Raw genomic sequence first — 18,442 nt, 5'->3', positions numbered from 1 at the left:
CTTTTTCAACAACACACATATAAATATTACCATTTGGAACGCCCTTGGGGTAAATAAAAAAATTCTACTCTTCTATTTGTCCTTTTATTGGCTTCTGTTGTGCTCGGCAAAATAGGTTTCGCACTTGCATATCCGACAGCTTTCATTCTCTTGGCAGAGATATCCGAATGGGCCAATATATATCGCAAACAGGTCGCAGCCCTCGCAGCTGACAGCTCCCAGTTAGAAGAATATAAAGTCGATTCTGGCTGCTCACCATCAGTATGGCCTCGAATGACAAGATTAAAATCCTTATCCTTCATTCCATCTATAACAATCTTCAAGGCCTGCTGAGCTGCAGGAGAAAGAGTTACTGTCCCCTTGGCAAACATGGCACTATTATCAAAACGAAGCATAACACCCGATTTATCACTGCTGATTCGAGCCATCTTTGAGAGATCTTTTGCTCGTATAAATTGTTTCAAACGCGCTCCAAGTTCTACAATTGCTCTGTTCTCTTTTACACTTTTGCGTTCTTTGAAACTCGACTCAGCATACGGCGTTGAAAGTGCGGCGCTATCTTCAAGTTGGACTCCTAAAGCATCTTGAATAGACCCCATCATCATTTTGAAATTAGTGACATCGGAATTTGTAAATGACAGTAACAGCACAAAAAAACATAATAACAGAGTAACCATATCCGCAAATGTCGCCATCCATGCAGGAATACCTTCTTCCTGAGGAGGAGGTGAGGATTTCACTCCACCTGATTGTTCTTCGATAGGTTCGTCAGCCATACAGCATTCCCCTACCAAGCATCGCGCTGTGGCATATGAAGATAAAATTCGACACGCTGATTTTTTAATCTGTTTTGAGGAGAGTCATTAGGAGCTGCTGGTCTTGTATCCGCATATCCAACAGCTTTAGCACGACTAATCTCTATCCCCCCACGATTGACAATATAATCAAGGGCCACTGCGGCTCTAGCGGCGGAAAGTTCCCAATTTGAAGGGAATTTTTTAGTGGATATCGGTCTATCATCCGTGTGCCCCCTGACCACCAAATTCAACTTGTAATCTTTGAGGACTTTAATGACATTATCTAAAATTTTATATGCACTCCCCGTCAAATGAGCCGATCCTGGATCAAAAAGAGAAGAAGAATTCGCGCTGAATATGACACCATCTCTATCTGCAGTAACTCCAGTTCCTTCTTTCAGGGAAACATCTTCATCTTCCATGAGAGATTTGATCCGCATAATGACCCCAAGCAATAATCTCTCATCCTGGGATATCTTAGAGGCAAGCTCTTTAGTCGTTGAACTTGTATTAAACAACGCCATATCATCCGAAACTGCTCGTAATTCTTTTACTCCAAACGCCCCTTTAATAGATCCGAGGGCGTCTCGATACTTTTGCTCACTTTGCTCGGCAAAAGAAAGAAGTAACACAAAAAAACACAACAAAAGTGTCACCATATCCGCAAAAGTCGCCATCCATCCAGGTAACCCTTCATCTCCAGGAGGCTCTTCCGGGGGCTTGCGTTGAACTTCTTCTACTACTTTTTCAGCCATGATAAAAAACCTAATCGACGAACATATTAGGATGTTTCTTCACGCATAGCCGGAGAAAGAAATGCTTGAAGCTTTTCTTTTACGACCGATGGATGATCTCCCCTTTGCAAGGAGGACACCCCTTCAACCATAATCTGCATGAATAACGCATCCTCTGCAGACCGTTCCTCCAATTTGGTCGCCATTGGCAGAAATACACAGTTAGCCATGACTGCTCCATAAAATGTTGTCAATAAGGCGACAGCCATGGCTGGACCGATGGAAGAAGGGTCAGACAAATTTGAAAGCATATTAACTAAACCGATCAGAGTACCGATCATGCCAAAGGCTGGTGCCATAGCCCCCATTCCCTTAAATACTGCTTGCCCCTGTCTATGCCTTTGTTTCATGAATTCTAATTCAATTTCCATAACGGATCTGACAAGCGCTTCACTCGACCCATCAACGACCAACATGACCCCTTTCTTCAAAAAGGCATCATCAATACTGACCTTTTCAAGAGCGACAAGGCTTTCCTTGCGAGCAGTATCTGCCAGAGATGTTATGAGCCGAATGATTTCTTGAGGATCGCTTGACTTAAAAAGTAAAGTCTTAAGGCCTACTTTAATAGTCCCTATGACGGTCCCCATCGGAAACATGACAAAAGTAACAGCAAAGGTGCCACCAATAACAACGACAATGGATGGGATATCAAGAAATCCGGCAGCATTTCCTCCCATTAAAATTGTCGTAACGACCAAACCAAACGCGCCGACCAATCCTATAAGAGTTGCGATGTCCATAAGCTATCTTTTAAGTTTTTTGGCAGCAGCGCCAATTTTGACTTCATCATTTTCATAATAAAAATAAACATCTTCCAAAAAATCATTCACTTTTAAATAAGCAGATCCGATACTTATTTCGACACCAGGCTTAACAACACCAGTAACCAGTACTTTGCATTTCTCAATATGTTCTGTACCACGAATACCTTCCCAGAGCTTACGTTTAAGCATTTTAACCAGTGTCAATTCTTTTTGGGCCACTTTAAGCTTGTCTTCAATGATTTCTTCCTTCTCCGCTGATTTATGAAGAATACCTTCATACTTGGAGATTTTCTCGTTTAACAGCTTAATGCGTTTATTATATTCTCCATCTGCATAGAGTAAGGTCGGATTGTACCCCAGAACCAACGCCGTATCTGTTCCCAATCCACCACCAAGTTGGCCGCCTACATAAATATAGTCATGACAGTAGTAATGGCCACCAGTAAGACGCCCCCCCACCGCCAACCGATTCCCTGCGTAGACGTCACTATGCATTAATGCACCCTTAACCAAAACATCCTCACCAGCCTTTAAAGTACCAAATTCGCAAAAAGATACTTTGATACTTCTTCCGGCTTCAAGGAAGGCTTCTTTTCCACCTTTCACACCACCTCGACAATTAAGATCCCGCAATGCCTCTATGTGAGCTGCTTCAACTTGACCCTGTACAGTAATGTCTCGTCCATGCGCAGAAAAACCGGAACGTATTGATCCCCCAACGATCAGGTTACCAATAAAATTGATATTTCCAGTATGAAAATCGATATCATTAGGGAGAGTAAGACTTTCCTTTACGACAATCTTTCCATCAATATATCCGACACATCCATTTACGGCTGCATAAAGCTTATTAGGATCGCTTCGCTTAATCCCTGTTCCTTTGCCCGCTGGGAATGTCATATCATCATAGATAAAACGAGAATCATGCTCCTCGACCTTTGCATCCTCTATCAGCCACCACTCAGCTAGGACCATTCCAATCTCAACATTTTGAACAAAATTCAGTTCATGGTGATCAACGCTGCCATCATCTTGCATCTGAGGCTTCAGGCGGTGAAGATCTAAATCAGGATCAAAATGGTGCTTAAGTAAGAATGGCATTATTCCTCTGTGTAATATTTAAAGGACGCATACCCCAAGTCACATATAACACTTCAAAAGCCTAGAATAATTATATATTTTACAAAAAAAATTATAGTAAAAATTACCAAAACAGTCAATTCATTTAGCGAATACATATGCTTTAACACACTTTTTTCAACAAGTAGATTTTTTACCTAAAGAAAACATCAGATCGGCCGATAAAATAAACGTAAGAGGCAAATCAGGTTGGGATGATTCGTGTAACACCAGGGAGGGAGACCATGAATATCCCCGAAATAAGCACAGAATTAAAGGTTGGTATACGCTCGGAGAGTGGTACACCGGCTCAAGTTGTGGATGAGACACAAGGCCACAACGGATCAGCAAGAGCCGCTCCTGACATCACTCAAAAGCAGGATACTTCGCAACAAAATCGACAACCAGAAACATTTTCCAAAGAGAAGTTAGACGAACTCGTCATGGATGTTGAGCAATTCCTTGAAAGAAATGATATCCAGCTCAAGTTCAACGTTCTTGAAGAAGATGATACCGTACAGGTTGAAATAGTAGATAGCGACGGAAAAACTATACGCAAAATCCCTGGCGATGATCTTCTAAAGCTCTCAAAATCACTTAAAAATCTCGAACGTGGCTTTTTAGACGAAGTTTCTTAGCAAGAGTACCATTGTACTTCCCTTCGCCCCCAAAACTGATGGATTGGGGGCTTTTAGGCTTTGATCTTGAGAGTCCTTGCCAACCACATAGAGTTGATGCATATTAATAAAGAGGACTGAGAATGAGGAGGATATATGTCAGAAATAGGTATAACCACTTCGAGCATGTCATCAATGGCGCTGGAAAACCAGGCTGCTGGAGCTGAATCCATTCAGGAATCGTCCAGCACAGTGATTTCGGGGTTGAATAAGGAAGGAAGCGACAGTCATGACAGAGCCATGGCAGGCGCAGAAGTTGTGTCCCGATCAACTGAATTTTTTGGAGCAGGAACCCACCTTGGTTCAACTGGAACCGAGATAGACACGGCACAAGCCATCAACTCCACTCTTATAGATGGTGGTGGAAGTATTACCAATAGAATAGCATAATCCAGGAGGATTTCATGAGTAAGGTTCTTTACATCAAAGCCTCGCCGAGGGGGGCTCGTTCACATTCAATTCAATTAGCTGACGCTTTTATTGCTGCACTCAAAATCCATTCACCAGATTCAGAAATCATTGAAAAAGACCTTTTCGCAATGGATCTTCCAGAGTTGAATAACGATACTCTTGTCGGCAAATACAATATCATGCACGGAAGAGACTTTAGTGAAAAAGACAAAGAGAATTGGGCTTCTGTTGAAAAAGTTATTGAAGAATTCAAGGCTGCTGACAAACTGGTCTTTGCCATACCCATGTGGAATTTCTCAATACCATACCGCCTGAAGCACTTTATGGATATAGTGGCACAACCAACGTACACCTTCCTCGCCGGACCCGATGGCTACAAAGGATTAGTTCAAGCCAAAGCTTTTATAGCATACTCGCGAGGTGGAGATTACACAGACGATTCTCCATACAATTTCCAGGCCTCATATATGAAGCACTACCTCGGCTTCATAGGGGTTACAGATATTCAATCAATTGCAGTACAGCCGACTCTTGGGACCCCGGAAGCCAGAGATACATCCAAGGGAAAAGCAATAGAACGCGCTCAAGAAATCGCAAAGAAATTTTAAAGAATCTGTTGAGTATAAAAGAAGAGGGCTCTGTCGTGACAGAGCCCTCTTCTTTTTACCTTATTATGAATGACTACCACAGCTTTGAACGTTGGACCTCCAAAGCTGCTTCCTGTTCATCAAAAGAATCAAATCCAGCATGCTTCATTGCGTCTGCGACTGTATTGTCCCAATTCCAACTCGCATAGATGACAGGCTTATGAAAAGTACCTCGGAATTGTTCCATTTCCTGACGATAGAATTCTTCTTTTGGCGTTTCCATATGCTCACGAAGCTGTTCACTAAAACGATCCAGTTCTCCTTCGTACCATTCCATGAAATCTTCAGGGGATTTATATTTTTTGAGAATATGGCCGTAGCTGTTGTTCTCCAATAATTCACACAATTTATTCATGTGTTGTTTTTTCAACCATGCCCCAAGATCGCGGGTCTTAATATTTTCGGCTTCAATTGCTGCCATATCAATTTTTGTTTGGTGATAGGTATCTGGCACAACAGATGCTGAAACAATACCGGCAATGGTCACAAGCCCTCGCAGGATCACACTGTTACTCACGCCTTGCCCACAAAAACCGACCTTCTTGCCTACTTTCTGCCCGGCAAAAATAGCACAAAGAATAGCCCAAACAACAGCTGGATCTTCTTCGTCATAGATATGCTGAAGACTGGCATTATCTCGATCTGTAGCTAAAACCATTTGAGTCATATCGTTGGACCCTATGGAAAAACCGTCAACCTCCTCCAGGAATTCCTTGCATAATATGGCGTTACTGGGAATTTCAGCCATCAGGATTATTTTCAGATCATCTTTTCCTGATTCGAGGTTATGAACCTGACGAAGATAACGTTTCATACTGCGAGCTTCTTCAAGAGTCCGCACAAATGGGAACATAATACTCAAATTCTTACCACCATAAATACCACGTGCAAGCTTGAATGCTTCAAGTTCCCAGTCGTGTATATTTCTGGACACACCTCGGTAGCCGATCATAGGATTATCTTCATAGGCCTCAAATAAAGAACCACCCAAAAGATTACGGTACTCATTCGATTTGAAGTCTGTAGTCCGATAAACGATATTGCTTCCATAGAAAGCCATGGCAAAAAGGGCTAAGCCTTGTGACAGTGTCTGAATATAGTTTTCTTTACCTGTCGTGTACCCTCGTGCCTCGAGAATTCCACGAATCCTGTCCGGCAGTGTTGCAACTTCATCCATCTCGGATTTCAGCCCCATCTTGAGAGCCACTTCTTCTCGAAGTGCTGTAACTTCATCAAGGTAAGCGACAACTTCAGGTTCATCTTTTAATTTTTTAACATAGTTAGCGACTATCTGCTCATGCTCTTGACGAGCTTTCCAGTACTCCGTCCGGGGTTCCGGCATAGGCTCCAACATGTCATGAAAACCGAGAATAACAGCTATGTGGGCATCCAAGTCAATAGACGTTTTCAGAACATCCAAACGCTCGGTAGCATGAGTAATGTGATCATCAAGCTTGTGGTCCATTTCACGCAACTTACGATGCATGGCAAGTACTCCATCCGTACTGCGCGAACCTTCTTGCTCAGCCAATGAGTCCATTTCTTTGGAAAGTCCTGTAATCAAACCAACATATTCACGTAATTTAAGCGGCATACGAATCAAGCCATCCGCCAACTGCTCTTTCATAACCTTAGTCAACCGCTTGTCCATTTCCATGAGCTTTTGATCAACAAGGTCGTTAAGGTCATCCTTGTCATATGCTTCAAGAGCCATTGGGTGAACCCCAATATTTCCAAGCATAAACTCAGCGCGGAGCAATCCAACCTCAAAGTCAGGGACATTGCGTAACCGTGAGAGAAACAAAGACTGTCCTACATCCGCAAGAATGAGACCGACTTTTGTTTGAGTTGCAGGCAAGTTGGCTACATTGATTTCACCACCAACTTCAACAAGAGGAAGCTCTCCTCGGTAGACCTTTCCACGAGAGCCATCGACTGTGACCTGTTGGCCATCCAGAGAACGTAAAGCCTCAAGACGTTGAATTCCAATAATTGCTGGAATCCCAAGCTCTCGCGAAGTGATGGCAGCATGACTCGTATCTCCCCCAACATCAGCTAAAATGGCTGAAGCGATACGCATTCCAGGGACCATATCCGGATCAGTCCGTTCAGCAGCGAGTATGTCGCCTTTGTTTACCTTGTTAAGTTCCAAGGCAGAACGAAGATACCGGACAGTCCCCTGCCCAGCACCACGCGAGGCTCCATTACCTTCAAGAATAACCTCGGCAGAGTCGACAGCTTTCTTATCAACTTCAAGGCGGCGCATAAATATTGTATCGGGGTGCAACTCATAATCTTCATTCCAACGAGTCTCTGGTCGAGCCTGTACGAACCAAAGGCGGTCTGTTTTATCGATACAAAATTCTGTATCCATAATCATTCCGCCATACGCTTTCGAAATAGCACGAACTCCCTGAGCAACCATCTCAGCTTGAGCAATCGACAAAGCCCACCGAGCCACCTCGTTTTCAGGAACCTTTACGACATGAGTCCCACTGCCGTCTTCCTTGTAAACGATCTTCTTTTCCTTGCATCCCATATAACGGATAACAACTTCATGACCGCCATCACGCTGGAAAACATAAAATTTATCAGGAGTAACCATGCCTCCAACAACTGCTTCGCCAAGTCCGTAACTTGTGTCGATGGAGACCAGATCATTACGATCTGTTCCCCGACATCCTGTAGCGGTATCTGCGCTAAAAGCTGTCCCTGAGATAACAGGATTGATCATGCGCATGATGCAAACAGATAAGGAAGTGTGTTCAATGGCCCATTCTTTTTTTGCATTCTCTGCAATGGAATCATCACCAGTCTCTTCTGCCTTGGTGATGGCATCAAGAATGGCTTCACGCCGATATGTCATTGAACGAAGATTATATGCTGAAGCACAATCCCAGTGGTACGCCTCAAGACATGTTTCTGGTCCAACAATATTTAAATATGTATCCTGAAGCCCGGCAAAAGCCTTTTTGCGGCTGTCCTCACCAGCGGCAGATGAACGCACAGCAACAGGCACATCGTCCATTCCAGCTTCACTGCATATAGAAAGATATGCCTCTTTGACTTCCTTCTGAATCTCTACAGGCAATTCTACTGACAAAATTGCAGACTGCACAAGGACTGACCGCATTCTCAACTGATCAATCCCCTCTGGGGAAGTTGCGAATCCTTCAACGACATTATTAACGAACGTACGCAGTTTGATGGAAGTTCCAGATTGCTTATCTGCTTGTTCACGAATCTTTTTTCCAACTTCACGAACGAAATGCTGAAGGAACTCAGAGTCTTCGTTCACTTCATCGGAATTCCAATCTATTTTATTATACTCTTTATCAACTGTGGCACGAACCACAGCTGCATTGACCTTGGTGTCATCTAAAATAGTATGAAAAACATGTGAGGAGATAGCCCTGAATTCAGGAGCTCTGATGCCCTGGATCTGGCTGATAATAGCAGTATTGTAATTCTTACCGCCGACAAGAAGTTCCGCATCTTCACCGATGAGTTCTATCTCGGCTCCATTGAGGACCAACTTTTCTTTGAGACTCTCAGCTTTCGCTTCCGCTTTTAGGGTCGCGTTATTCGCACCTTTTTGAACGGGCTTTTTCTGGGTCTTGGCCATCTTTTCCTCCTGGTATGTTCGTGCGGTTCGCGGTGTTGTGGTAACGACCACGATCCGAGGCCCACGATTCCCTATGATTTAAAATGAATAAAAATCAATCTTGAATGAACGTTGAGTACCCGCTTACAGGGTATTCAACTCTTCCGTCAATGAAACTATTGGTTCTACCTCTGAACAAATTTAGCTAAAAAAAGCATCTTATTCATACTGTATAAACATAAATGGCAGGTAATAAAAGTATAAAAAAAAAGAAGGATGACAGGCTTTAAAAGCCAATCACCCTTCTTCAGTTTATTCACTCAATTTAAAAAATTAGTTCATTTTATTTTAGAACCAATTCTCAGTTCAGCAAAATAAAGTTATACCTTCTGGCCACAGTTGGGACAGAAATTATACTCTTCTCCGGGAATCTCATGCTTACATGTGGGGCAGGAACCTGCGACAGGCCCAAGCTCAACAATCAACTCACCTTCAACAACGGGAATCATCTTTTTATCTTCTGTATAATTACCAGATTTAATCACCCGACGAACAGTGCCGTTCACAGGAGATAAAACAGATTTTTCTTGTTTCATGATAGATATATTAAAGAGCTCTTCTCCAGCTTTGACCTTGTCACCAGGATGAACATGTGTCACCCAAAGATCTCCGTTGCTGGGTGATCCTACATGGTATTGATTGGTCGGATCTGCCATCTCTGTTGAATCCTTTCCTCCACTGTCTGGTTCGGCCACTTTTACCTGATGACTCATTATCTCTGAATCCAAGACATATCGAACAACAGTCATCCCATTCTCATCTGGTTCTGAAATGTCTAAAATTCTCATTCTATGGGGCTTTTTACAATTCCCTTGAAAATTCAGGACTTCGCCTTTCTCCAAGCCTTCAAACCAAACGTCAACTGGCAAATTATTAACATTACCAAACTTCTCACAAAACTCGATCGTCGTGATGGCATCACCAGGATGATTGAGATACATGATAAATTCTTCTTCCGTCGGCTGACGATGTAATCTTTTTTGTAAAGCAGCTTTTTCAGCAGGCAGGTCTACATCGGGCAACGTTGTAAGAGGGGAATCTTCTGTGCGTTCCGCTATTGCAGTTTCCCATCCTTTTCCAAAAGCGGACTGATAGACCCAGTCAGCAGGAAATCCAAGAGGGAGCTTGCCGAATTTTCCAAGAAGCAAATTCCTAAAGGCATCATTGGAATCCCGATAGATATCCAAACGAGCTTCTCTTTCAAGATTGGTCAATTCCTCTTCTCGACAAAGATTCGCAATGTCGAGCATATTGAGTATCCGACGAACCTCACGCTCTCCTCCGCGCTTATATGCACCTGTAACTCCCAGAAAAGCAGTATTCCAAGTTATCTGCGATCCAGGGGTCACATCATGATACCGTACTATCTTGCGTGTTCCTTCCAAAAATTTCAACATATATGGCAGCAATTTGATGTATCCTTGCTTCAGCGCTCCTTCTTGAGAAGAAGACGTCGCTCCGCCCGGCATGCCATGCCGAACGACATCATGATCAATGCCTTGGAAATATGGTGCGGTATAGCGGTCATAATAAGGCATTATCTGCTTGAGCCGAAAGTTGGTAGCCCGAACCATATCTTTATCAATATGAGTCTTCAGACCCACTTCATCCTCGATGTACGTTGCTGTAGATAAGACTTCTCCTTGTCCGTACCAACGAACAGAAGCACCAACAGCAACATCGATAATATGGGCACCGGCTTCAGCTGCAGCTCCCATGGTTGGAACAAACAACCCATCAGTGTAATGACGATGGCTATGGATAACCAATTCAGGGTATTTCTTTGTTATTGCACCAATCAACTCACGCATGAATCTGGGAGGACAAACTCCAGCCATATCTTTGAGACCGAGAATGAATAGTTTTTGCGCTTTTTTCTCACTGACCCCTGCGACGTCTGCACACATGCGAACAATCTCAGATGTCACAGTTAAATAGCGCTCCACCGTAAACCCTTTGGCCCAAGACAAAGAAAGCGACGGCTCGAAAACATTCTTTGTTGAATTCAAAGCCACTTCCGCAAATGGCCGCATATTCTCTATGTGGTTAAGAAAATCAAAACACCGGATAACATCGTAATGTTCATTGATCATCTCCCCAGTCATACGCATGGCATTCTTTGGCTGAGGCTTATATCCCAATACATTTGTAGAACGAATCAATATCTGCTTCAATGACTTCGGAGCAAATCTGTTCCATTCTGCAGCCTCAAGAAAGGGGTATGTCATATTGGCAAGCATAGCGACATGGAAATGTGCTCCACCACCATTTTCGAGTGAAAAGAAACCACACTTATCAAGGCTGGGCCCAACAATGGCATCTTCAGCTAAGCGAAACCTATTGCCGCTATTTGATTGCGTAATGTCACGAGTGGTCGTATCCGTCATATTGATTATTCCGGCTTCACGATCGGCTCGCAACGTATCAAGAATGGTATCTCTATCCATTCCGCGCACAAAGTGCGGTTCAAACCATGTAGAAATTTCCGGTGGTTCAGCCAACTCGAAACGTCCTACACGTTTATCATCGCGCCCTCTATACTCTCCAAGTTGGAGATATTTATTGTATCCCAGTGCAGAAATTTCGGCGATTAAACGAGTCATACGCAAAGAATCCGGTTCTCTATCAGAATAGTCCATTAATTCTGCGTAATTTTGCCGTACAAAGTTGGTATCATAGTCGGCATCAACAAACTTTTGATGCTCAATGATCTTTCTATGAAACGGAATAGTCGTCTTCAATCCACCAATCATGTACTCTCGTAGAGCGCGCTTCATCAGGGCAACAACCTTATGCCAGGAGTTACCGTAAGAAATCAGCAGTGCAGCAGCAGAGTCATAATTGGATGGGAATCTGTAGCCGTCACCAATACAGGAATCGATCCTGATTCCCTGGCCACCCGGTGAAACATATCGTGTGATTCGACCAGAATTAGGTTCAAAATTTTTCTGGGGATCTTCACAGTTGATGCGGCACTGGAAAGCCCACTGGTAAGCCTTTGTCTTCTCGTCACTCAGCCTGAGTTCAGCACCGAAAGCAATGGCAATCTGTTCTTCGACAAGATCAATTCCATACCGGCATTCCGTAATACCATGCTCAACCTGAAGACGGGTATTGACCTCAATCAAATAGGGCACACAATCTTTATCAACAAGAAATTCCACTGTTGCCAGCGAGTAATACCCAACGGCAGAAACAAGACGCCGAGAGTATTCCTTCAGCTGTTGGCGAAGCTCTTCTGTATACTTTGGCCAAGGTGATGGAGTTATCTCAATCAGCTTTTGATGATTTCTTTGGACTGAACAATCTCTTTCATCAAAGCAAAAGACATTGCCGTACATATCGGCAACAACCTGAATTTCGATATGCCGAACAGAAGTCAATAATTTTTCTACATAGAGCCTAGGATTTCCAAAAGAAGCCTGAGCTAAAGCCGATGCTTTGGAAAAAGCGTTTTCCAAATCCTCTTCTTTGTAAACTTCATAAATCCCACGGCCACCACCGCCCCCCTCAGCCTTAAGCATCACAGGGAAACCAATCTCCTGTGCAATCACACGGGCCTCAGGGATCGAAACGGCTCCCTCTGAGCCCGGGACAACAGGAACATTTTGCTCTTGCGCCAACTTCCTAACCGCAACTTTATTTCCGAGTATTCTCATCGGTTCTTGTGGAGGACCGATAAAAATCAGACCGGCCTCTTTACACTTAGCCGGAAAAGAATCATCTTCGGCACCAAATCCCCATCCAGGATGAATGGCTACGGCATCGTTGGCCTTGGCTTTTCGAATAACTCGGTCAAGATCAAGATAAGCACGCGGATCTGCGCCGAGCATGAGCAGCTCATTGGCTCCTGAGGTTGCGGGAGATGTTTTATCAACATCCGTGGCGGTCATGATCGCCTTTGCGTTGAACATCTCAGTAATTGAACGGGAAATACGCCGAGCCGGGATTCCCCGGTTGGCAACAAGAATGCGTTTCCCCTTAACCTCTTCAAGCACCTTTTCAAAGGACTTCGGTTGCATGGATACCACTGATCTCCTTAAACAGAAATGACTGAAAATCGCCTCTTGGCGTAAAGCCTGCCACGAAAATGGCTATAGAGGGGCAATTGAACCGGAGAAGAGAACTCCTTCCCCTTCTGCGTGACAAACCTTGAGTCCACCACGAGATGAAATTCCGACGACCTTGGCAAAATAGGCTTCTTTATCCCCTTCCTGGACCAAAATCTGCTTGCCTAACCATGCAAGCCGATTGGTGAGGGCCGAACGGAATTGGGATGGAGTCAACTCGCCAAGCACAAAGTCATACACCCTTTTACTGTGGTTCACAAGGGTTTCCCAGAGCTCAAGGACCCCCAATGAACCAAACTCTGTTTGCAAAACAGCCGCTGAAACAGAATGATTTTCGCGCATGAGCGCATCAGGTGGAGACTGAACAAAATTCAACCCGAATCCAAGAATATCTACCCCTCCTTGCTCTTCAATCAGGATCCCACCAATTTTACGATTATTTTGGAGAAGGTCGTTGGGCCATTTTATTTGAGTTTGAGCACCCGCGAGAGCAAGTCCATCTGATAAAAGATAGCCACAGACAAGAGGAAGAAGATCATTCATTGCACCTCTCCAAATCCCCTCTTTTGGCGTTGCTGGAAGAAGAGCTGAAGCATGGAGATTGCCAGGCGGAGAGATCCAATGACGCCTCAATTGCCCGCGCCCATGACTTTGTTCAACAGCAATGAGAGTGCCCCATTCTCCAAGTATATTATTCTTCTCCAGAGCACGAATTGCCTCCATCGTTGTTGAGCATTTGCCACAAACTACAATGGTCAAGTCTGTCACTATGGAGCTTTGAAGAAAATCCCCGACGCCATCTACTGTTACGATATCATTCCATGGTCCACACCGTTCAATTTCCCTTTTCCATAGAGGACTTGTTAGAGAAATAGATTCCGTGGTTGAAGGACTCACAAGGGATTGATCTCCAGATTCCCACAAATAAATTCCTGGTGGCAGCATGATTTACCTTATGATAGTTACTGGATATGAATATTTATCTCGCTGGCGGAGCTGTGCGCGATCTCTTGTTGGGAAATTCCATTACTGACCGCGACTATCTTGTAACCGAAATAACTCAGGAAGAGTTTAAGAGAAGATTCCCGCTGGCTAAAAGAGTTGGCAAGTCTTTTCCTGTTTTTCTTATCAATGGATGCGAATTTTCATTTCTAAGAGCTCCCACTCTGGATAAAGATTTAAAGAACAGAGACTTAACTGTCAATGCTCTCATCTTGGATGAAAATGGTACTCTTCTCTGTCATCCCAAAGCACTTGAAGATCTGCATACTTTGACATTGAGACCCGCATCTTCTCATGCTTTTCAGGAAGACCCTCTTAGAATATTCCGAGCAGCACGCTTCTGGGCCAAATTTCCTGATTTTTCACCACACCAAGAGTTACTGGACAGTATGCACTCTGTCGCCAGGAAAGGCTTACTAAACACTCTTGCCCCTGATCGTATAGGCCAAGAAACTCTCAAGGCCCTCTCTTCGGCAAGGCCAGGCAACTACTTGCGCCTTCTGGCCCTTGGAGGATGCCTTTCACCATGGTTTACAGAGTTTGACGGCGGATTATCCATACCTGCTGGCCCCTCCAAATACCACAATTCCAATGTAATAGAACACACCGCAGAGGTAATGGATCGCATGGCTGGCGAAAGCAAACAAGTTTGGATGGGATTTTGTCATGATCTTGGAAAAACCTCCACACCCAAAGAACTCCTCCCCTCTCACTATGGTCATGATAAAAGAGGAATAAAAAGAGCGGTGGACATCGCATCGCGAATACGTCTGTCTAACAGTTTTTCCCAAGCTGGTTCTCAAGCAGCACGGTGGCATATGCTTGTAGCCCGTTATGATGAATTACGCCCGACAACAAAGGTAGACTTACTCGTTGACCTTCATATTTCCAAATGCCTTCAAGGAGTACTCACACTCGTTGTTGCTGATCAATCTCTCAATTTCACAGAACGTGCGTTGCGAGACTTAGAGTTAATTTTATCAGTTTCGTTGCCACCTAATATGCACAATAAAGGACCGGCCTCTGGCAAGCTGCTCAGGGAGCTACGGGCAAGCGAATTACGCCGTTACAGTTAAATAATAACGTTCTTATTTTGACAAAAAAAACTGGAGCACATAATAAATCAACACCACATACTTAATTTTATGTTCCCAACTGACTTAAATTTAACGGAGTAGATGCTATGAGGCTAGTTACCCGATCTGATTTCGATGGCCTTGTTTGTGCCACATTGCTGAAACACATGAATATTATTGATGACTATCTCTTTGCTCACCCCAAAGATCTCCAAGACGGTAAGGTTGAAGTCAGTAAAAAAGATGTTTTAGCTAATGTTCCGTATGTTCCGGGTTGTGGCCTCTGGTTTGATCACCACACAAGTGAAAAAGACCGTTTAGGTGATATAGAATTTGAGGGGAGAAGTACTCCACTCCCAAGTTGTGCGCGTGTCATTTATGAATATTATGGTGCTGACAAATTTCCTCCAGGTTTCATCCCCATGATGGATGCGGTTGATAAAGTTGACTCTGCTGCTCTCTCTACAAATGATATAACCAAACCAACAGGGTGGATTTTGCTTGGCTACATGATGGACCCTCGAACCGGATTAGGGCGATATCGCGATTATAGAATTAGTAATTATCAGCTCATGCTTGATATGATCGAATATTGCAGAACTATGACAGCGGAAGAAATCATGCAGCTTCCAGATGTTCGAGAGCGCATTGATAAATATTACGAAGATGAACCTTTATTTATCGATATGTTGAAGGCAAACACAAAAGTACATGACAATGTAGTGGTGATTGACCTGCGTGATCAGGCACCAATTTATTGTGGGAATCGATTTATGGTCTATACTCTCTTTCCTGATTGTAATGTCAGTATCCGCGTCATCTGGGGATTCAAGAAACAAAATGTTGTCTTAACCGTGGGGCACTCCATTACGAACAAAACGAGCAAAAGCGACATCGGGAAATTGATGTTAACTTTCGGCGGCGGAGGGCATCAAGCGGTAGGCACCTGCCAAGTCCCAGAATCAATTGTACCTGAGACTTTAGAAAAAATTATCACCCAACTCAATACGGATGGGTAATCCTTAAAAAACAAAAGAATTCCTTGTTTCACAACGGATTGAGGCAAGGGGTTCTTGAACCCGCCCAGCTATAAGACAATCACGTATCTCACTCGCTGCCTTTCAAAAAGTCCTCCCCCAAGATATGCCCCCATCGCCTTGACAGACGCCAGAGGGGTGCTCATCTCCCGTCAGCAAATATTCTTTATCCACTCTGAGAGAGTGAAAACTGAGTGCTTGCGAACACGCACTATGCTATTCTTTTTCCGTGGTATGAGTTACTTAGGTGACCTTAAATATTAATGGATGGCATTCCATCAAGAAATGGGGATAACAATGCTTCTTAATGAACATAACAGTAAAATTCTTTTTTCTAAAATTGACATTCCAACACCCAGAGCAATAACAGTCGCTCCTGGCCAGGCGGAAGAGACCACTCCTCCCTTTCCTTTGCCCTGGTATTTAAAATCTCAAGTACTGACCGGTGGACGGGGTAAAGCCGGTGGAATTCTGCGTGTTACTCGCGAGGAAGATTTCATCGACACAGCAAAGACTCTTTTTTCTTTGAAAATAAAAGATCAGCTTCCTCCTTTTATAAGAATTGAACCTGCTATTCCCATCGAGCGCGAATTCTACCTTTCACTGACTCTATCGAGAGAGAAAAAATGTATTTTACTCACTGTTGGCAGGCAAGGCGGTATTGAAATAGAAAAGTTAGGAAAAGAGAATCTGTTGGTGCAACAGATTTACTTGCCAGAAGGTCTTCTCCCTCATCAGATTCGCTCGGCTTTTTTCCATCTGAATATAACAAATGATAATTACGGGATGTTTTCAAAGATTGTATCGAACCTTTTTAAGGGAATGTTGGATTACGGCCTCCTGATGGCAGAGATCAATCCATTGGTCATTGATAATAAAAATCAATTTACGGCTTTGGATGGCAAGGTTGAAATCGATGACAACTATGTCGACCTGAACCCTGCCATGGAAGAGTTTTACCAACGTGAACATGCAACTGCTGAAGAAAACACAGCACGAGATGCCGGCCTTTCCTATGTAAGCTTACCAGGTTGGGTTGGACTGATGGTCAATGGCGCAGGGTTGGCAATGGCCAGCATGGACCTGCTCAACCTTTCAAATCTTCCAGCAAGCAACTTTCTTGATCTTGGCGGAGCAGCTGATCAAAAACGCATGCAAACAGCATTGGAATTGCTCTTTGGCGACCATAAAGTGAAAGCAATTTTCATTAATTTATTTGGGGGAATACTGTCCTGTGAAAAAGTAGCGCTTGCATTGAAGGGAGCACTCAATGGAATGCCTCCTCAGAAACCCATTGTAGCCAGAATGGCCGGCAATGATGCGAATGCGGGGCTTGCGATACTCACTGCTATGAATACGAAGAATTTACATATTGCCAATGACATGCAATCTGCAATTTGCTTATTGCACGATTTTACCCCGAAAAACGCCCCCCCCTCTGTCGTTAAATCCATGCTTAGTTTTCCTCGACAAACAAGAAAAAGATATAAGAAACAGACAGATGGATATCCATTTGAACTATCAAAAGAAACACCAGTCCTTGTCCAAGGAATAACAGGCCGAGAAGGCCAACTCCATACACGGCTGATGCTTGACTATGGAACAAATGTGGTAGCTGGAGTGACTCCCTTTAAAGGGGGCAAAGATGTCTTAAATATTCCAGTTTACAATTCCATTGTAGAAGCCAAAGCAAATCATGAGATCGGTGCCACTATTATATTTGTACCTCCTTCCTTGGCAACTGATGCCATCATGGAAGCTGCCTGTAATGAAATTCCGTGGGCCATTTGTATCACCGAAGGTATTGTACAACATCAAATGATAGCAACCTTGGAACAAACAAGACATTCAAAGACAAAAATAATAGGCCCCAATTCTCCGGGTATTATTATACCGGATGCCATGAAAATAGGGATTATGCCGACGACTCCATTCTCCGCCGGTCCCGTGGCAATCCTCTCCCGTAGCGGTACACTGACCTATGAAGTTGCCGACCGTCTTACCTCCCGTGGAATAGGGCAGTCACTCTGCTTGGGAATTGGCGGAGACCCTTTCATTGGGACTGATTTCGTCGAACTTTTTGAAATGCTCAAATATCATGACAAGACAGAGGCTATTGTGGTTCTTGGGGAAATCGGTGGACAAGCCGAAGAGAATCTGGCTGAATACGTTCTTTCGACGGGATTTCATAAACCAGTTGTCTCATTCATCGCAGGATGTACTGCGCCTCCCGGCAAACGACTGGGGCATGCAGGAGCTATTCTCGAAACAGAAATGGGCATCGAACAAAAGCTCAAAATCATGCATCAAGCTGGTTTTACGGTGTGTTTAAACCTTGAAACCATAGCAGAGACTCTAATAAGCATACTAAAATAACAGGA

Annotated in this window: 13 protein-coding genes; 6 read left to right on the top strand and 7 right to left on the bottom strand. The window is 43.8% G+C overall.

What is annotated here, in order from left to right; genetic code table 11:
• Positions 1-26: 26 nt before the first annotated feature.
• The 4 genes from BN4_RS02225 to BN4_RS02210 are packed head-to-tail and all read right to left on the bottom strand — an operon-like array spanning position 27 to position 3,459.
• Positions 27-776: a flagellar motor protein MotB gene (locus tag BN4_RS02225; protein WP_015413720.1), complete on the bottom strand. Its 750-nt coding sequence runs from the start codon at positions 774-776 to the stop codon at positions 27-29.
• An 11-nt stretch (positions 777-787) separates the two neighbouring features.
• Positions 788-1,552 carry an OmpA/MotB family protein gene (locus BN4_RS02220; protein WP_015413719.1) on the bottom strand — a complete coding sequence of 255 codons (765 nt, stop codon included), beginning with the start codon at positions 1,550-1,552 and terminating at the stop codon, positions 788-790.
• A gap of 26 nt (positions 1,553-1,578) precedes the next feature.
• The gene (locus tag BN4_RS02215) at positions 1,579-2,334 is read right to left on the bottom strand and encodes a motility protein A (RefSeq protein WP_015413718.1); all 756 of its coding nucleotides are present in this window, start codon (positions 2,332-2,334) and stop codon (positions 1,579-1,581) included.
• Positions 2,335-2,337: 3 nt separating this feature from the next.
• On the bottom strand, positions 2,338-3,459 hold the full coding sequence (locus BN4_RS02210; RefSeq protein WP_015413717.1) for a DUF342 domain-containing protein: 1,122 nt from the start codon (positions 3,457-3,459) through the stop codon (positions 2,338-2,340).
• A 263-nt stretch (positions 3,460-3,722) separates the two neighbouring features.
• Between BN4_RS02210 and BN4_RS02205 the strand changes: the two genes are divergently transcribed.
• From BN4_RS02205 to BN4_RS02195, 3 genes are all read left to right on the top strand, one after another.
• Positions 3,723-4,115: a flagellar protein FlaG gene (locus tag BN4_RS02205; protein ID WP_015413716.1), complete on the top strand. Its 393-nt coding sequence runs from the start codon at positions 3,723-3,725 to the stop codon at positions 4,113-4,115.
• 135 nt (positions 4,116-4,250) lie between these two features.
• Positions 4,251-4,544 carry a hypothetical protein gene (locus BN4_RS02200; protein WP_015413715.1) on the top strand — a complete coding sequence of 98 codons (294 nt, stop codon included), beginning with the start codon at positions 4,251-4,253 and terminating at the stop codon, positions 4,542-4,544.
• 14 nt (positions 4,545-4,558) lie between these two features.
• Positions 4,559-5,173 (top strand): FMN-dependent NADH-azoreductase, encoded by a 615-nt coding sequence (locus BN4_RS02195; protein WP_015413714.1) that lies wholly within the window; start codon positions 4,559-4,561, stop codon positions 5,171-5,173.
• 73 nt (positions 5,174-5,246) lie between these two features.
• Here the strand turns inward: BN4_RS02195 and BN4_RS02190 are convergent, their stop codons facing one another.
• From BN4_RS02190 to BN4_RS02180, 3 genes are all read right to left on the bottom strand, one after another.
• The gene (locus tag BN4_RS02190; protein WP_015413713.1) at positions 5,247-8,837 is read right to left on the bottom strand and encodes a PEP/pyruvate-binding domain-containing protein; all 3,591 of its coding nucleotides are present in this window, start codon (positions 8,835-8,837) and stop codon (positions 5,247-5,249) included.
• Positions 8,838-9,196: 359 nt separating this feature from the next.
• Entirely contained in the window at positions 9,197-12,898 is a 3,702-nt protein-coding gene (locus tag BN4_RS02185; protein WP_041720090.1) for a pyruvate carboxylase, read from the bottom strand.
• A 72-nt stretch (positions 12,899-12,970) separates the two neighbouring features.
• Entirely contained in the window at positions 12,971-13,669 is a 699-nt protein-coding gene (locus BN4_RS02180; protein ID WP_231856599.1) for a biotin--[acetyl-CoA-carboxylase] ligase, read from the bottom strand.
• Between the two features lie 248 nt (positions 13,670-13,917).
• Between BN4_RS02180 and BN4_RS02175 the strand changes: the two genes are divergently transcribed.
• The 3 genes from BN4_RS02175 (at position 13,918) to sucD (ending at position 18,437) form a co-directional block, all read left to right on the top strand.
• Positions 13,918-15,024, top strand: coding sequence for a polynucleotide adenylyltransferase/metal dependent phosphohydrolase (locus BN4_RS02175; RefSeq protein ID WP_015413710.1), 1,107 nt, complete (start codon positions 13,918-13,920; stop codon positions 15,022-15,024).
• Between the two features lie 107 nt (positions 15,025-15,131).
• Positions 15,132-16,043 (top strand): DHH family phosphoesterase, encoded by a 912-nt coding sequence (locus BN4_RS02170; RefSeq protein ID WP_015413709.1) that lies wholly within the window; start codon positions 15,132-15,134, stop codon positions 16,041-16,043.
• 315 nt (positions 16,044-16,358) lie between these two features.
• Positions 16,359-18,437: a succinate--CoA ligase subunit alpha gene (sucD, locus tag BN4_RS02165; RefSeq protein ID WP_015413708.1), complete on the top strand. Its 2,079-nt coding sequence runs from the start codon at positions 16,359-16,361 to the stop codon at positions 18,435-18,437.
• Positions 18,438-18,442: the final 5 nt, after the last annotated feature.

Source organism: Pseudodesulfovibrio piezophilus C1TLV30 (genome assembly GCF_000341895.1).
GTDB classification, from domain to species: Bacteria; Desulfobacterota; Desulfovibrionia; order Desulfovibrionales; family Desulfovibrionaceae; genus Pseudodesulfovibrio; species Pseudodesulfovibrio piezophilus.
Note: the sequence above shows the minus strand (reverse complement) of the source record. Positions and strands in the feature narration are given on the sequence as shown.

What these genes read in the sequence shown, in the direction of transcription:
- BN4_RS02205 (WP_015413716.1), top strand. Translation starts at nt 3,723, where the DNA reads ATGAATATCCCCGAAATAAGCACAGAATTAAAGGTTGGTATACGCTCG.
- sucD (WP_015413708.1), top strand. Translation starts at nt 16,359, where the DNA reads ATGCTTCTTAATGAACATAACAGTAAAATTCTTTTTTCTAAAATTGAC.
- BN4_RS02195 (WP_015413714.1), top strand. Translation starts at nt 4,559, where the DNA reads ATGAGTAAGGTTCTTTACATCAAAGCCTCGCCGAGGGGGGCTCGTTCA.
- BN4_RS02215 (WP_015413718.1), bottom strand. Translation starts at nt 2,334, where the DNA reads ATGGACATCGCAACTCTTATAGGATTGGTCGGCGCGTTTGGTTTGGTC.
- BN4_RS02190 (WP_015413713.1), bottom strand. Translation starts at nt 8,837, where the DNA reads ATGGCCAAGACCCAGAAAAAGCCCGTTCAAAAAGGTGCGAATAACGCG.
- BN4_RS02220 (WP_015413719.1), bottom strand. Translation starts at nt 1,552, where the DNA reads ATGGCTGAAAAAGTAGTAGAAGAAGTTCAACGCAAGCCCCCGGAAGAG.
- BN4_RS02180 (WP_231856599.1), bottom strand. Translation starts at nt 13,669, where the DNA reads ATGGAGGCAATTCGTGCTCTGGAGAAGAATAATATACTTGGAGAATGG.
- BN4_RS02200 (WP_015413715.1), top strand. Translation starts at nt 4,251, where the DNA reads ATGTCAGAAATAGGTATAACCACTTCGAGCATGTCATCAATGGCGCTG.
- BN4_RS02170 (WP_015413709.1), top strand. Translation starts at nt 15,132, where the DNA reads ATGAGGCTAGTTACCCGATCTGATTTCGATGGCCTTGTTTGTGCCACA.
- BN4_RS02185 (WP_041720090.1), bottom strand. Translation starts at nt 12,898, where the DNA reads ATGCAACCGAAGTCCTTTGAAAAGGTGCTTGAAGAGGTTAAGGGGAAA.
- BN4_RS02175 (WP_015413710.1), top strand. Translation starts at nt 13,918, where the DNA reads ATGAATATTTATCTCGCTGGCGGAGCTGTGCGCGATCTCTTGTTGGGA.
- BN4_RS02225 (WP_015413720.1), bottom strand. Translation starts at nt 776, where the DNA reads ATGGCTGACGAACCTATCGAAGAACAATCAGGTGGAGTGAAATCCTCA.
- BN4_RS02210 (WP_015413717.1), bottom strand. Translation starts at nt 3,459, where the DNA reads ATGCCATTCTTACTTAAGCACCATTTTGATCCTGATTTAGATCTTCAC.